The sequence below is a fragment of the Nakamurella leprariae genome (assembly GCF_016918035.1).
In the GTDB taxonomy this organism is placed as follows: Bacteria; Actinomycetota; Actinomycetes; order Mycobacteriales; family Nakamurellaceae; genus Nakamurella; species Nakamurella leprariae.
In genome coordinates, this window is record NZ_JAERWK010000008.1 from 54125 (window position 1) to 69480 (window position 15356).

Genomic DNA, 15356 nt, shown 5'->3' on the forward strand with positions numbered 1-15356 from the left:
GTCCCGTCATCGCGCCGTGCCCGTGTCACCCACCCAGCGTGACACACCGTCGTGGGCGGCCATCGCAGGCAGGCAGCGCACCGGCCCGCCCACGGCGCCGATCAGCTGTCGGACAGGCGCCGATCAGCTGTCGGTGGTCCGCTTCGGCGGCGCCACCGGGTCGGCGTCGGCCACCGCGGCGGGCGGAGCCACCGGATCGACGGCCACGCCGCCGCCGGCGCCTCCGGGCAGCACGGAGGCTTCGTCGTCGGACAGTTCGCCGAGGCCTTCGGCGGCCAGTCGCTTGGCCTTGCGCCGGTCGTGCAGACGCGACACCTGGACCGCGACCTCGTACAGCAGAACCAGGGCCACGGCCAGAGCGAGCATGGTGATCGGGTCGTTGCCCGGCACGACCAGGCCGGCGAACACGACCAGCCCGAAGATCGCGTACCGGCGGGCCTTGGCCAGCTTCGCACCGGTCACCGCACCGGCCAGGTTCAGCATGATGAGCAGCAGCGGCAGCTCGAACGAGACGCCGAAGATCAGCAGCATCGCGATGAGGAAGCTGAAGTACTTGTCCGGGTCGAGGGCGGCCACCGCCGTGTCGGCGCCCATCCCGAGCAGCACGGACAGGCCCTCGGAGATGACGATGTAGGCCAGGACGGCGCCACCGGCGAACAGCACGGCGGCGGACGCCGCGAAGGTCACCGCGAACTTCTTCTCCCGGGAGTACAGCGCGGGCGCGACGAACGCCCACAGCTGGTACAGCCAGATCGGGCTGGACAGCACCGCGCCGGCCATCAGGGCGGCCTTGAGTCGGATCTGCAGGATGCTGAACGGACCGGTCGCCAGCAGCTGACATCCCTGGGCGTCGCTGATGTCGGCCAGGTACTCCGTCGGCACCGCGCAGTACGGACGGGTCAGGATGTCGCCCAGGCTCGGGATCGGACCGACCTGGACGCCGAACCAGATGAACCCCAGCACGGTGCCCAGTAGCAGGCCGAGGACGGCGAAGAACAGCCGGCGGCGGAGCTCGTACAGGTGCTCCATGAGCGGCATGCTGCCGTCGGTCGCACGTTCCCTGCGGCGTCGCACCATCGGCAGTCGCGGGAGCGAGAACTTCGGCACCGGGGCGACTCCTCTGCAGGTGCGGGCCGGGCAGTCGGCCGGGGGCCAGGGTGCCCGTGGTTCGTGGCCGGGCACCCGCCGGATGGCCGGACACCGACCGGGTCGCAGCGACCGCCGACAGCCGGACCGGCCGGGAACAGCGGCGGCACGCGGGTGCCGCCGGGCGCAGTCTACGCAGGCACGACCGGTCCAGGACCGTCCTCGACCGACGGGACGCCCTCGCCGTACCCGGCCAGGGCGGCCGCGGCCCGTCGCCCGACCTCCGCCATCAGGTCAGGACGGTCGATCACGGCGACGCTCCCAGACTGACCCAGCACCAGCCGGATCAACCACTCGTCACCGGCCTGCATCCGCACCACCAGGTCGCCGGGGGTGGGCGCACCACCGGGCGCGACCGGGCCGCCCGGAGCGGGTGCGCCGGCGTCCCGGCCATCGGAGACCACCTCGACCGGGTAGTACTCGGCGATCCAGTGCGACGCCGGCAGCAGCCGCAGCGTCGCCGCGGGCAGCTGCGGGTCGGGATGGAACATCCGCTCGGGCACGGCGGACTCGACCCACAGCGGCGCCTGCGCCGGCTCGTCGAGCACCCGCACCTGATCGATGCGGTCGACCCGGAAGTGCCGGACCGCTCCGGCCAGGTGGCAGTACGCCTCGAGGTAGGCGTGCCCCTCGGTGACCAGCAGTCGGATCGGGTCCACGGTGCGCTCGGTGACGACGTCGCGCGACGCCGTGTAGTACCGCATCCACACCTGGCGGCGGGCGTCGAGCGCGGCCCGGACCGCGGGAAGGGCGGGCGCCGGATCGGCCGCGGCGATCTGCACCGGGGCGGCCGGTCCGTCGCCGTCCGCCTCCGCGGCCGGCGCACCCGGCAGGCCGGACGGGCCTGCCGGAGCGTTCGCGCCGACCGCACTGATGGCCTCGAGCTTGGCCAGCGCGGAGTGCACGGCCGCCGCGTCGACCAGCCCGGGCAGCTCGGCCAGCGCGCGCAGGGCCACGGTGAGTGCCATCGCCTCGTCCCCGGTCAGCCGGATGGGCCGTTCCAGGCCGGCGTCGAAGGCGATCGAGACGGTGCCGCCGTCCTCGTCCAGCACCACGTCGATGAGGTCGTCCGGGTAGTAGCCGGGCAGGCCGCAGACCATCAGCAGGTTGAGGTCCGCGGTGACCTGGTCGACGTCGACGTCGAACTCGGCGGCGAGATCGGCCAGCGACAACCCGGGGCGCCGTGAGATGTACGGGACCATGGCGAGCATGCGGGCCAGCCGGGTCCCCGCCGCGTCACTCACGATCGCTCCCCGCCGTCCCGGTCGGGCAGCCCAGGCACCTCGGTGAGCTGCTCGGTGAGCTGCTCGGTGATCGCGGTCGGTGCCGGTGCGCCCGGCGCCGGCGCCGGTGGTCCCGCCGCGACCGACCGGCGCAGACCGGCGATCACCGCGTCGCGGAGTTCGGGCGGATCGAGCACGAGGACGTCCGGGCCGTGTTCGGCGATGCTGCGGGCCGTGTCGATCAGGTGCCGGACCGGGACGACCACCTCGTCCCATCCGGTCCGGTCGTCCGGCTGGTCGGACCGGTCGGGATGAGCGGCATCGGCAGGGTGGGCCGGGCGCTCGGACCGGGCGGGGTGGGCGTAGGTCGCCGAACGGCGCAGTCCGGCGGCCCGTCCTTCCCGGATGAGCAGGCGGGCCTCGGTCGCGCCCTGGGTCTCCGGGCGGTCCGCGACCTCGGCGGCCAGGTCGAGCTCGACCGGTGGAATCACCGCCCCGGCCCGGCCCACGGCGGTGACGGCGCCGGCGATCCGGGACAGGCGGAACACCCGCCGGTCCTGCCGGTCGCGGTCCCAGCCGACGAGGTACCAGCGCCCGCGCCGGGAGACCAGGCCCCACGGTTCGACCGTCCGCTCGACGGCGCCGGGCACGTTGCCGCTGTCGGCGTCCCGGGCGGGCAGCGACGGCGCTCCCCCGGTGCGGTACGGGAAGGTGACCAGCCGCCGGTCCCGGACCGCGGTGTACAGCGGCGCGAAAGCCGGGTCGGCGGTCCGGACCCGGGGCTGCAGCACGTCGCTGGCCGGGGCCAGCGGCGCGCCGTCGGTGGCGTCCCGGATCTTGCGCAGCGCGCCGGCACCCGCGGCGGCCAGGGCGGTGGTCTCCCACAGCCGGCCGGCCAGGGCCAGGGCCGCTCCCTCGGCCGGGGTGAACCGCAGATGGGGCAGGGCGAGGTCGGCCCGCTGGATGCGGTAGCCGTCGCCCACGCCGTCCTGGGTCTGCACCGGGATGCCCAGCGCGCGCAGTTCCTGCTTGTCCCGTTCGAACATGCGGAAGAACGCCTCGTCGGACGGCGCGTCGCCGTACCCGGCCACGTGTTCCCGGATCCACCCGGCGGTGCGGTACCGGGGCGCATTGACCAGGGCGATGACCAGGTTCAGCAGCCGTTCCGCCTTCGCCGTCGCCACGGGATCAGCCTGTCACAGCCGGTGCCCGCGACCGGGCAGCGACCGGCCGGAACGCCCCGCGGCCGCTGCGGCGGAGGTGGCTCACAGACCGCGCTCACCCGCTCCGGACGGGATCGGCACGCGTCCGCGGCGCCGGGCGGGATCAGGACGGGCTCGTCGTTCGTTGGACCGGGCATGCCGCTGCTCGTGTTCGTGCTGCTCGAGATCGTCGTGCTCCTGGCCGTGGGGTCCTGGATCGGGGTCGGCTGGACCCTGCTCGCCCTGCTGGCCAGCACCGTCCTGGGCGTGCTGCTCGCCCGTCGCGAGGGGGCCCGTGCGTTGCGCGCCCTGTCCGGCGCGGGACGGCGGGGCGCACTGCCCGCCGAGGAGGTCACCGACGGCCTGCTCATCGCCCTGGGCGGCGTGCTGTTCATCGTGCCCGGGTTCGTCAGCGACCTGCTGGGTCTCTTGCTGCTGCTGCCCCCGACCCGGCACCTGATCGGCCACCGGATGGTCCGGGCCGCCGAGCGGCGCACGCCGGGTCTGCGCACCCTGCGGATCCGGACCGGCGGCCCCATCATCGATGGCTCGGTCGATGGTTCGGTCGATGGTTCGACTCGCGGCTCGGCGACCCGCCGGCCGACCGGCGCCCCGGTGATCGACGGCACGGTGGTCGACGGCACGGTGGTCGACGGCACGGTGGTCGACGAACCGGACACCTCGGGCCGGCCGGACCTGCGCAAGCACTGACCGGACGGCCGGGCCCTGGTGCACAACCCGAGGCCGGCGGGCGCTACATGGACTCGATGAGCTTGGTGACCCGGTCGTCCTCGGCTCGGAACGGATCCTTGAGCAGCACGGTGCGCTGCGCCTGGTCGTTCAGCTTCAGGTGCACCCAGTCGACCGTGTAGTCACGGCCGGCGTCCTGGGCGGCGGCGACGAACTCACCACGCAGCCGGGCCCGGGTGGTCTGCGGCGGGAGTTCAGTGGCCTGCTGGATCTGCTCCTCGGTGACCACGGTGGCAGCCTGGCCGCGGGCGGTCAGCAGGCTGTGCAGGCCCCGGCCGATCCGCACGTCGTGGTAGGTCAGGTCGAGCTGCGCGATCCGCGGGCTGGCCAGTTCCAGACCGTGCCGCTCGGAATAACTGTCGATCAGCTTCTTCTTCATCACCCAGTCGATCTCGGTGTCGACCTTGCGCAGGTCGCCGGTCTCCACGCCCTCCAGCACCCGGCGCCAGAGATCGAGCACCTGCTCGCTGACCGCATCGCTGCCGCGCCGCGCGACGTGGTCGGCGGCCCGGGAGTAGTACTCGGTCTGGGCGTCCAGCGCGTTGATCTCGCCGCCGGCGGCCAGCCGCACCGGCCGCCGTCCGGTGATGTCGTGCGAGATCTCCCGGATGGCCCGGATCGGGTTCTCGAAGGTGAGGTCGCGCAGCGGGACGCCGGCCTCGATCATCTCCAGCACCAGGGCGGCGCTGCCGACCTTGAGCAGCGTGGTCGTCTCGCTCATGTTCGAGTCGCCCACGATGACGTGCAGGCGCCGGTACCGCTCGGCGTCGGCGTGTGGCTCGTCCCGGGTGTTGATGATCGGGCGGGACCGGGTGGTGGCGCTGGACACCCCCTCCCAGATGTGATCGGCCCGCTGGGACAGGCAGTAGGTGGCGCCGCGCGGCGACTGCAGCACCTTGCCGGCGCCGGCGATGAGCTGCCGGGTGACCAGGAACGGGATGAGTCCGTCGGCGATCCGGGAGAATTCGCCGCCCCGAGTGATGAGGAAGTTCTCGTGGCAGCCGTAGGAGTTGCCCGCCGAATCGGTGTTGTTCTTGAACAGGTAGATGTCGCCGCCGATGCCCTCCTCGGCCAGCCGGGCCTCGGCGTCGACGACCAGTTCCTGCAGGATCCGCTCCCCCGCCTTGTCGTGGGCGATGAGGGTGGGCAGGTCGTCGCACTCGGCGGTGGCGTACTCGGGGTGCGAGCCGACATCCAGGTACAGCCGGGACCCGTTGCGCAGGAAGACGTTGGACGATCGTCCCCAGGACACCACCCGGCGGAACAGGTACCGAGCCACCTCGTCCGGGCTGAGCCGGCGCTGCCCGTGGAACGTGCAGGTGATGCCGAACTCGGTTTCGATCCCCAGGATCCGCCGCTGCATGCCTGCGACCCTATGCCTGCGGCCGCCGCGTGCTGCTGGGAACCGGGTAGGGCGACCGGCGGGTCGCGTCGCGGATCTCGCCGATCAGGGTCTCGATGACGTCCTCGAGCATGACCAGGCCCCGGCGCCGGTCCGGCTCGATGGTCTGCTCGCCGGCGCCCGGGGCCACCTGCCCGGGACGCGGCTCGGTCGGTCCGGTGTCCGCCGAACGCACCTGGGCCATGTGCGCGCCCTGCCGGCGCATCCGGTCCAGCGCGGTGCGCAGGTCGGTGTCGGCGGTCAGAACGGGCAACGGCCGGATCGCCTCCGGCGGCACCGGCAGGTCCCGCACGTCCTCCAACCCGACGACGTCCCGGATGTGCAGGTACCCGATGAACCGGCCGTCCTCCCGGCGGATCGGGAACCGGGAGAAGCCGGTCCGCTGGCAGGCCCGCTCCACCTCGGCGGGCGTCACTCCGACCGGGACAGACACCACGGCCTCGTCCGGGACCAGCACCGAGGTGACCGGTGCGGTGTCCAGGTCGAGCGCCGAGGTGATCAGCTGGTGCTCCTCGGCGTCCAGCAGCCCCTCGGTGTGCGACTGGGCGACCAGGTCGGCCACCTCCTCGCGGGTGAACGCCGACGCGACCTCGTCGCGAGGTTCCCGGCCGGTGAGCCGCACCACCGCGTTGGCCAGGTGGTTGAGCCCGCGGACGACCGGTCCGATCGCCGTGGCCACCGCCTGCAGCGGCGGCGCCAGCATCATCGCGGTGCGCTCGGGACCGGCGATGGCGATGTTCTTGGGGACCATCTCACCCAGTGCCACGTGTGCGGACACCACCAGCAGCAGCGCGATGGTCAGCGCGACCGGGTGCAACCAGGCGTCCGGGACACCCAGGTCGTGGAAGACCGGCTCGAGCAGCGACGCCACCGCCGGCTCGCCGAGGGCCCCGAGCAGCACGCCGCACAGGGTGATGCCGAGCTGGGCGGTGGCCATCATCACCGACACCTGCTCCATGGCCCGCAACGTGGAGCGGGCCCGGGCACTGCTCACCGCGAGCGGCTCGATGACGCTGCGTCGGGCCGAGATGAGGGAGAACTCGGCCGCCACGAAGAACGCGCTGGCCATCAGCAGCACCACCACCAGCAGCAACAGCAACCAGCTGCCGGTCATCGGTCGCTCCCGTCCCGCGACCCGGACCGGTCACCCTCGATCTGATCACGGCGGGGCTGGTCGGTGCGTTCGTCCGGCGGATCGCGGTCGTCGTCCAGCCCGACCGCGGACAGGACCACCGCGTCGACCCGGCGACGGACCATGCGCTGCACCGTGAGCCGGACGTGCACCGCCCGGGGCAGGTCGTCCTCGGACCGACCGGCGACCGGCTCGTCCGCGGGCACCTGCGTGGTCGCGCCCAGCCGGGACCAGGCGGCCATGGTGGCCGGGACGGTGACGGTGTCGGCCGGCACGGGGATCCGGCCCAGCCCGGCGATGAGCAGCCCGGCGACCGTCTCGTACGCGCCCGACTCCGGCAGGCTCACGCCGGTGATCTCCTCGATCTCGTCGGGGCGCAGCGTGCCGGGCAGCAGCCAGGTGTCGTCGGCGCGGCGTTCACCGCGGTTGACCCGGGGATCGTGTTCGTCCTGGATCTCCCCGACCAGCTCCTCGACGACGTCCTCGAGGGTGAGGATCCCCGCGGTGCCCCCGTACTCGTCGGCCACCACCGCCATCTGCAGGCCGCGGCGGCGCAACTGGTCGAGCAGGTCGTCCAGCGGGATGGACTCGGGCACCACCGGCACCGGCACCATCAGCTGTCGCACCTGCACGCCGGAGCGCTCGTCCGGCGGGATGGCCACTGCCCGCTTCAGATGCACCAGGCCGACGACGTCGTCGGAGTCCTCCCCGGACACCGGGAACCGCGAGTGCCCGGTCTCCACGGCGGCGGCCAGGATCTCGTCGGCCGGGTCGGAGGCCTTGACGAAGCGGACCCGCACCCGCGGGGTGAGGACGTCGGCGGCGCTCTTGCCGGAGAACGCGATCGACCGGGCCAACAGCCCGGCGGTCGGCGCCTCGAGGGTGCCCTGGGCGGCGGAGCGGCGCACCAACGAGTGCAGCTCGACCGACGACCGCGCCGACCGGAGTTCCTCCTGCGGCTCGATGCCGATCAGCCGCAGCACGCCGTTGGCGATCCCGTTCAGCACCCAGATGAGCGGCCGGAACAACATGGTGGAGATGCGCATCGGCAGCACCACGGTCTTGGCCGTGTCCAGCGGATCGGCGATGGCGATGTTCTTGGGCACCAGTTCGCCGAAGACCATCGACAACACGGTCGCGATGACCAGCGCCGCGGTGACCGAGATGCTGCCGGCCACCCGCTCCGGGATGCCGGTCCACTCCAGCGGCCCCTGCAGCAACGAGGCCAGCGACGGCTCCATCACGAAGCCGAGGGCGAGGGTGGTGACGGTGATGCCGACCTGCGCGCCCGACAGCTGGGTGGACAGGCTGCGGAAGCCGGCCATCAGCATCCGTGCGCCGCGGTCACCCTCGGCCGCCTGCCGGGACACGGTGGCCCGATCGGCGGTGACCAGGCTGAACTCCGCGGCGACGTACAGGGCCGTGCCGGCGATCAGGACCAGTCCGACGAACAGCAACACCCATTGGGTGATCACCAGATGCTCAGCGCTCCCGACCCGTCCGTTGTGCTGGCGAGCACGCTACTGGACGACCGCCCCACCGCCGGGAGGTCAGTCAGCGCCGGGTTCCCGGGGCAGGTCGGCGCCGGCGTGCTCGGCGTCCACCGGCTCCGGCGCCGCGCCGGAGCCCGTCGGTTCCGTCGAGCTGCCGGCGGCCGGGGCCGCGGTCTCACCGGCGGGTTGCAGCAGGGCGGCCATCTCGGACGACCCGATCCGCCGGAAGGTCCGGCCGGGCCGGCCCCGCTCCAGCACGGCCACCTCCAGCTGGGCCGGGAGCAGCGTCCGCGGCGCCTGGTCGCCGACGGTGCCGAGGGCGGCGACGGCCGCGCCCAGCGCGCCGGCCAGGTCCCAGCCGGGCGAGAAGCTGGCGTTCAGCGCGCTGATCACCGGTTCGGTGGTGCCGCCCATGACCACGAAGCGGCTCTCGTCGATGATCGAGCCGTCGTAGGAGATGCGGTACAGCTGGTCGACGCCGCCCGGGTCGACGACCGAGGCGTCCGGCACGGCGGCAGGCCCGGCGCCGGGCCGGCCGACCTCGGCCACGCACACCTCGACCTCGTACGGCTTCTGGTGCTCGGAGAAGATCGAGCCCAGCGTCTGCGCGTACGCGTTGGCCAGCCACCGGCCGGTGACGTCCCGCCGGTCGTAGGAGAAGCCGCGCACGTCGGCCAGACGGATGCCCGCGGTGCGCAGGTTCTCGAACTCGTTGTACCGGCCGACCGCGGCGAATCCGATGCGGTCGTAGATCTCGCTGACCTTGTGCAGGGTCGGTGAGTGATTCTCGGCCACGAACAGCACACCGCCGCGGTAGGTGGTGACGACGACGCTGCGGCCCCGGCTGATGCCCTTGCGGGCGTACTCGGATCGGTCCCGGATGAACTGCTCGGGCGAGGCGTAGATCGGCATGGTCACGGCGGCAACAGCTCCAGGACGAAGTCGGTCCGGCCCCGGGCGGAGTCCGGGCACGGAACGGGCGGAACGAGCGGGATCGAGGCGGACAGGTCACCCCGGGCGGATCAGCCGCCGGGGTTGACCATGCGACCGGCGACGACCGCCTGGGCGACCTCGCCGACCGCGTCGTCAGCCAGCCGCACCGCGCCGTCGGCGCCGATGACGACCACGACCGGGTAGATCCGGCGGGTGAGATCCGGTCCACCGGTCGCGGTGTCGTCGTCCGCGGCGTCGTAGAGCGCCTCGACGGCGGCGCGCACCGCGGTGTCGGCGTCGGCCGCCCGGTCGTACCGCTTCTTGAGCGCCGAGCGCGCGAACAGCGACCCCGACCCGACGGCGTAGAAGTCGTGCTCCTCGTACTTGCCGCCGGTGATGTCGTAGGAGAAGACCCGACCCACGCCCGGCGCGCCGGGTGCGGTGACGCCGTCGCCCGGGATCTCCACGCCGGCGAACAGCGGCACCACAGCCAGGCCCTGGAGGGCCGCGCCCAGGTTCCCGCGGATCATCGCGGACAACCGGTTCGCCTTGCCGTCCAACGAGAGCCGGACGCCCTCGATCTTCTCGTAGTGCTCGAGCTCGAGCTGGAACAGCCGCACCATCTCGACGGCCAGGCCTGCGGTACCGGCGATGCCGACCGCGGAATGGGAGTCGGCCAGGAACACCTTCTCGATGTCCCGCTGGGCGATGAGGTTGCCCATGGTGGCCCGGCGGTCGCCGGCGACGACCACACCGCCGCCGAAGGTCAGCGCGACGATCGTCGTGCCGTGCGGGACCGCACCGTGCAGGGAGCTCAGACCGGCGCGGTCGGACTCCGATCGGCCGTGCCAGGGCAGCAACTGCGGTTCGGCGGCGGCGAGGAAGTCGGTGAACGACGCGGACCCGGGTCGCAGGTACGCCGCTGGCACCGCGGACACCGGCCAGCCCGGATGATCGATGGCGCGGTCGCTCACTGGCCGCCCTTCTGCACATAGGAACGGACGAAGTCCTCGGCGTTGGACTCGAGCACGTCGTCGATCTCGTCGAGGATGTCGTCGGTCTCCGCGGCCAGCTTCTCCCGGCGCTCCTGACCTGCGGCGGAGGCGCCGTCGGTCGCGTCCTCGTCGCCGCCGCCACCCTGCCTGGTGGTCTGTTCCTGAGCCATGACGATCTCCGTCCTGCCGTGTGCGGCCGTCGGTCGCGTGCTGCCCACGACCGTCCGTGGGCAGGCGGAGCCGTGACCGGCGTGAACCTGGTGCAAACACTACCCAGCGGGTCCGACAGCCCACTGCACGGACGACCCGCCGCACCCGGCCGGTCGCCGCCGCTGCGGTCAGCTGCGCCGGGTGAGGCTGTCGACCAGCTCGGCCGCGTCGGCGGCGGCGTCCAGCAGCGCCCCGACATGGACCTTGGTGCCCCGGCTCGGCTCGAGGGTGGGGATCCGGACCAGACTCTCCCGCCCGACGTCGAAGATGACCGAGTCCCAGGACGCGGCGGCCAGCTTGTCGGCGTACTGGGCCACGCAGCGGCCGCGGAAGTACGCGCGGGTGTCCTCCGGCGGTGTCGTGATGGCTGCCTCGACCGCCTGTTCGGTGACCAGCCGCTTCATCGCCCCCCGCGAGACCAGCCGGTTGTACAACCCCTTGTCCAGCCGCACGTCGGAGTACTGCAGGTCCACCAGGGCCAGCCGCGGGGCGCCCCACCCGAGTCCGTCACGGCTGCGGAACCCTTCCAGGAGGCGCAGTTTCGCCGGCCAGTCGAGCTCGTCGGCCAGCTGCAGCGGGTCGACGGCCAGGGTGTCCAGCACCCGTCCCCACTGCTGCAGCACGTCCCGGGTCTGCTCGTCGGCGTCCGCGCCGAACCGGTCGTCCACGAAGGCCGTCGCGGCCTCGTGGTAGGCCCGCTGCACGTCCAGACCGGTGAACGAACGGCCGTCGGCGAGCGGCACGGTGCCCCGGAGCGACGGGTCGTGGGAGACCTGGTGCACGGCGGCCACCGGGTGCAGCAGCTCCACCGCGGGCAGCGGCCAGCCCTCCTCGATCATCGACAGCACCAGGGCGGTGGTGCCGACCTTGAGGTAGGTGGCCAGCTCGGCCAGGTTGGCGTCGCCGATGATGACGTGCAGCCGGCGGTACCGGTCGGCGTCGGCGTGCGGCTCGTCGCGGGTGTTGATGATGCCCCGCTTGAGCGTGGTCTCCAGCCCGACCTCGACCTCGATGTAGTCCGAGCGCTGCCCGAGCTGGAAGCCCTCGTGCTGGCCCGACGGGCCGATGCCGACCCGGCCGGCGCCGGTGAAGACCTGACGGGTGGCGAAGAACGGCAGCAGGCCGGCGATGATCGACGGGAACGCCGTGTCGCGGCGGCACAGGTAGTTCTCGTGGGTGCCGTAGGAGGCGCCCTTGCCGTCCACGTTGTTCTTGTACAGCTGCACCCGGTTGGCCGCCCCGGCCGGCGCCACCGGCACCGCCGCGGCCAGCTGGGCGGCCCGCTCCATGACCCGCTCGCCGGCCTTGTCGTACAGCACGGCGTCGAGCGGGTTGGTCACCTCGGGCGCGGAGAACTCCGGGTGCGCGTGGTCGACGTACAGACGGGCGCCGTTGGACAGGATGACGTTGGCGGCGCCGATGTCATCGACGTCCGGTTCCGCGGTGCCGAACAGGCTGGACAGGTCGTACCCGCGGGCGTCCCGCAGCGGCGACTCCACCTCGTAGTCCCAGCGCGGACGGCGCGCCCGGGGCGCCGCCACCGACGCCGCGTACGCCAGCACGATCTGCGTGGACGAGATGACCGGGTTGACCGAGCTGTCCCCCGGCACCGAGATCCCGTACTCGACCTCGGTGCCCATGATGCGTCTGACCGACATGCGTCGAATCTAGACGGCCGGTGCGACGCGACCGGCGCCGCCGGTGCGCGGCGGACCCCAGCGGCCGCGTGCAGCAGGATCGTCCCATGGGCAACGGCAGCGGTCAGCGCGCCACGGACCGGCTGCGACCATTCGGCTCGCGGTTGCGGCCGGGACGCATCGGCGGGTCGCGACGGGCGCGGCTGCGCCGGCTGGTCGGCATCGACCGCCGCACCCTGCTGCAGGCGGTCAAGGTCGCGGTGTCCGCCGGCGTGGCCTGGCAGCTGGCCCTGCTCTGGACGCACTCGGCCGCTCCGATCTGGGCGCCGATCAGCGCCTGTCTCATCGCGCTGCTCACGGTGCAGGCGTCGGTGCGGGACGCGGCCGAGAAGATCCTGGCCGTGCTGGCCGGGATCGCGGTGGCCATCCTGCTCGGCGGCCTGGTCGGCCTGCACGTCTGGTCGATCTGCCTGACCGTGTTCGTCTGCGTGCTCATCGGCCGGCTGTTGCGGCTGGGCGGTGGTGCGGCCGTCCAGGTCTCGGTGAGCGGACTGTTCGTGCTGGCCATCGGATCGAGCACCGGACCGGAACGCCTGCTGGACACGCTCATCGGGGCGGGCGTCGCGGTCGCGGTGAACCTGCTCATCGTGCCGCCGAACCACGTGCAACAGGCGAGGCGGGCGGCGGCCAACCTGGTCGACGGCGTCCTCGACGTGCTGCAGGAGATGGCCGACGGGATCGGCCGGCCGTGGCGCGCCGAGCAGACCGCGCACTGGCTGCGGGACGCCCGCGGCCAGACCGGGCGCGCCGCGGAGGCCGAACGCGAGGTCGAGACCGCCGGTCAGTCCCTGCAACTCGTACCGGGCCGCGGCGGGTGGGCCGCGGTCCTGGGCGACGTCGAGCAGGCGGTGGACACCATGCGGATCGTCGAGGTGCAGGTCCGGGTGCTGGCCCGGACCCTGCGGGACACCGCGCTGAAGGTGCCGTCGGCCGAGGACGGCAGCCAGCCGCCGTACACCATGGCGTCCGAGATGCTCGGCCATGCCGCCGATGCCGTCGAGCGGTTCGGCCAAGCCCTGCTGGACACCGAACGCACGCCGCGGGCCGTCGCCGATGCCGAGACGGCGATCGGCGCCGCTCGCCGGCACATCCAACGGATCAACGCCGACGTCGCCGACATGGTCGCCGCCAACCTGGGTCGCGGCATCCTGCTCGGCGCCCTGGTCGTGGAGACCAGCCGCATCCTGGACCAACTGGACGGCGGGCTGCGGGCTGCGGCCGGTCTGTCCAACCCGACCGACCTGGGGCTGGCCGGCGCCTGACGGCCCCCCGTCCCGCCGACGCCGGACGCACCGCGGGGCCGGACGCCGTCGGCGTCCGGCCCCGGGATGGGCGGACTAGAGGTACTGGCCGGTGTTCGACGCGGTGTCGATGGCCCGGGAGCCCTCGGACTGCTTGCCGGACACCAGGGTGCGGATGTAGACGATCCGCTCGCCCTTCTTGCCCGAGATCCGCGCCCAGTCGTCCGGGTTGGTGGTGTTGGGCAGGTCCTCGTTCTCGGCGAACTCGTCGACGATCGCGTCGAGCAGCTGCGAGACCCGCAGGCCGGTGCCGACCGAGGCGCCGGTGATCCGGGCGTCCAGCCGCTCCTTGATGGCCGACTTCTTGGCCCGGTCGACGATGTTCTGGATCATCGCGCCCGAGTTGAAGTCCTTGAAGTACAGGACCTCCTTGTCACCGTTGGCGTAGGTGACCTCGAGGAACCGGTTCTCGTCGGTCTCGGCGTACATCCGCTCGACGGTGTGCTGGATCATCGCGGCGATCGTGCCGGTGCGGTCGCCGCCGAACTCGGCCAGGTCGTCCGGGTGGATGGGCAGTCCGTCGATCAGATACTTGGAGAAGATGTCCCGCGCCGCCTCGGCATCGGGGCGCTCGATCTTGATCTTCACATCGAGCCGGCCAGGACGCAGGATGGCCGGGTCGATCATGTCCTCCCGGTTGGAGGCGCCGATCACGATGACGTTCTCGAGCCCCTCCACACCGTCGATCTCGCTCAGCAGCTGCGGGACGATCGTGGTCTCGACGTCCGAGGAGACGCCGGTGCCGCGGGTGCGGAACACCGAGTCCATCTCGTCGAAGAAGACGATCACCGGGGTGCCGTCCGAGGCCTTCTCGCGCGCCCGCTGGAAGATCATCCGGATGGTGCGCTCGGTCTCGCCGACGTACTTGTTGAGCAGCTCCGGACCCTTGATGTTGAGGAAGTAGCTGGTCAGCTTCTCCTCGCCCCGGGCCTCGGCGACCTGCTTGGCCAGCGAGTTGGCCACCGCCTTGGCGATGAGCGTCTTGCCGCAGCCGGGCGGGCCGTAGAGGAGCACGCCCTTCGGCGGCCGCAACTGGAACTCCCGGAACAGGTCGGCGTGCAGGAACGGCAGCTCCACCGCGTCGCGGATCTGCTCGATCTGTCGACCCAGCCCGCCGATGTCCTCGTAGGCGACGTCCGGGACCTCCTCCAGCACCAGGTCCTCGACCTCGGACTTGGGCACCCGCTCGTAGGCGTAGCCGGCCTTGGTGTCGACCAGCAGGGAATCGCCCGGTTTGAGCGGCGAGTCCAACAGCGGCGCGGCCAGGTGGACGACCCGTTCCTCGTCGGCGTGCCCGACGACCAACGCACGGTCGCCGCCGAGCAGCTCACGCAGCGCGCACACCTCGCCGATCAGCTCGAACGACCCGCCCTCGACCACGGTGAGCGCCTCGTTCAGTCGCAGCTGCTGACCACGCTGCAGCGTCGTGACGTCCACCGACGGCGACACCGCGAGCCGCATCCGGCGGCCACCGGTGAAGACCTCGACCGTGCTCTCCGGCCCGGGGCCGAGGAAGACGCCGTAACCGCTCGGCGGCTGGGCCAGCCGGTCGACCTCCTCCTTGAGCTGCAGCAGCTGCGCCCGCGCGTCGCGCAGGGTGACGACCAGCTTCTCGTTCCGCTCCGAGAGCGCGGCGATCCGGGATGCCGACTCGGACAGTTGCCGTTCGATCGCGCGGGAATCCGACCCCCCGGTGGCCAGGCGCCGGCGGAGCTGGGCCACTTCGTCGTTGAGCGCGCGGATCTGGATGCTCAGGCGGACGGCGTCCGGCTCCGTGCTCGTGGCGTCCCGATCGGAGGCGCCGGCGGGGCCCTCCGCCTGCCCGGGCGATCGATGTTCCGTCACAGTGGCCTCCTGGTGGTCGGAGCAACC

13 protein-coding genes are annotated in these 15356 nt (G+C 72.5%); 2 read left to right on the top strand and 11 right to left on the bottom strand.

All coding sequences use genetic code 11. The annotated features are described in order from the left end of the window. Window positions 1-123: 123 nt before the first annotated feature. The 3 genes from tatC to JL106_RS05655 all read right to left on the bottom strand — a co-directional run bounded on the left by tatC (window position 124) and on the right by JL106_RS05655 (window position 3553). On the bottom strand, window positions 124-1038 hold the full coding sequence (tatC, locus tag JL106_RS05645; protein WP_205260041.1) for a twin-arginine translocase subunit TatC: 915 nt from the start codon (window positions 1036-1038) through the stop codon (window positions 124-126). A 239-nt stretch (window positions 1039-1277) separates the two neighbouring features. Continuing rightward, window positions 1278-2390, bottom strand: a complete 1113-nt coding sequence (locus JL106_RS05650) for a helix-turn-helix transcriptional regulator (protein ID WP_205259732.1) — start codon at window positions 2388-2390, stop codon at window positions 1278-1280. Then, window positions 2387-3553, bottom strand: coding sequence for a helix-turn-helix transcriptional regulator (locus JL106_RS05655; protein ID WP_205259733.1), 1167 nt, complete (start codon window positions 3551-3553; stop codon window positions 2387-2389). The genes JL106_RS05650 and JL106_RS05655 overlap by 4 nt, the downstream gene beginning before the upstream one ends. A 174-nt stretch (window positions 3554-3727) precedes the next feature. On the opposite strand from JL106_RS05655, the gene JL106_RS05660 reads away from it, so the two are divergent. After that, window positions 3728-4282 carry an FxsA family protein gene (locus tag JL106_RS05660; RefSeq protein WP_205259734.1) on the top strand — a complete coding sequence of 185 codons (555 nt, stop codon included), beginning with the start codon at window positions 3728-3730 and terminating at the stop codon, window positions 4280-4282. 43 nt (window positions 4283-4325) lie between these two features. On the opposite strand, the gene pafA is transcribed toward JL106_RS05660, so the two are convergent. From pafA to dop, 7 genes are all read right to left on the bottom strand, one after another. Then, entirely contained in the window at window positions 4326-5684 is a 1359-nt protein-coding gene (gene pafA, locus JL106_RS05665) for a Pup--protein ligase (protein WP_205259735.1), read from the bottom strand. 10 nt (window positions 5685-5694) lie between these two features. Next, window positions 5695-6837 (bottom strand): hemolysin family protein, encoded by a 1143-nt coding sequence (locus tag JL106_RS05670; protein WP_205259736.1) that lies wholly within the window; start codon window positions 6835-6837, stop codon window positions 5695-5697. Then, window positions 6834-8330 carry a hemolysin family protein gene (locus JL106_RS05675; protein WP_205259737.1) on the bottom strand — a complete coding sequence of 499 codons (1497 nt, stop codon included), beginning with the start codon at window positions 8328-8330 and terminating at the stop codon, window positions 6834-6836. The genes JL106_RS05670 and JL106_RS05675 overlap by 4 nt, the downstream gene beginning before the upstream one ends. Before the next feature lie 75 nt (window positions 8331-8405). Beyond that, window positions 8406-9266 (bottom strand): proteasome subunit alpha, encoded by an 861-nt coding sequence (prcA, locus tag JL106_RS05680; RefSeq protein WP_205259738.1) that lies wholly within the window; start codon window positions 9264-9266, stop codon window positions 8406-8408. Between the two features lie 104 nt (window positions 9267-9370). Continuing rightward, entirely contained in the window at window positions 9371-10255 is an 885-nt protein-coding gene (prcB, locus tag JL106_RS05685; RefSeq protein ID WP_328841452.1) for a proteasome subunit beta, read from the bottom strand. Beyond that, the gene (locus JL106_RS05690; RefSeq protein WP_205259739.1) at window positions 10252-10446 is read right to left on the bottom strand and encodes a ubiquitin-like protein Pup; all 195 of its coding nucleotides are present in this window, start codon (window positions 10444-10446) and stop codon (window positions 10252-10254) included. The genes prcB and JL106_RS05690 overlap by 4 nt, the downstream gene beginning before the upstream one ends. Window positions 10447-10614: 168 nt before the next feature. Then, window positions 10615-12144 carry a depupylase/deamidase Dop gene (gene dop, locus JL106_RS05695; RefSeq protein WP_205259740.1) on the bottom strand — a complete coding sequence of 510 codons (1530 nt, stop codon included), beginning with the start codon at window positions 12142-12144 and terminating at the stop codon, window positions 10615-10617. Window positions 12145-12230: 86 nt separating this feature from the next. Here dop and JL106_RS05700 point away from each other — a divergent pair, with 86 nt between their 5' ends. Further along, window positions 12231-13445, top strand: a complete 1215-nt coding sequence (locus JL106_RS05700; RefSeq protein WP_205259741.1) for an FUSC family protein — start codon at window positions 12231-12233, stop codon at window positions 13443-13445. Window positions 13446-13520: 75 nt separating this feature from the next. On the opposite strand, the gene arc is transcribed toward JL106_RS05700, so the two are convergent. Continuing rightward, window positions 13521-15329, bottom strand: coding sequence for a proteasome ATPase (gene arc / locus JL106_RS05705; RefSeq protein WP_328841456.1), 1809 nt, complete (start codon window positions 15327-15329; stop codon window positions 13521-13523). Between the last annotated feature and the right edge of the window lie 27 nt (window positions 15330-15356).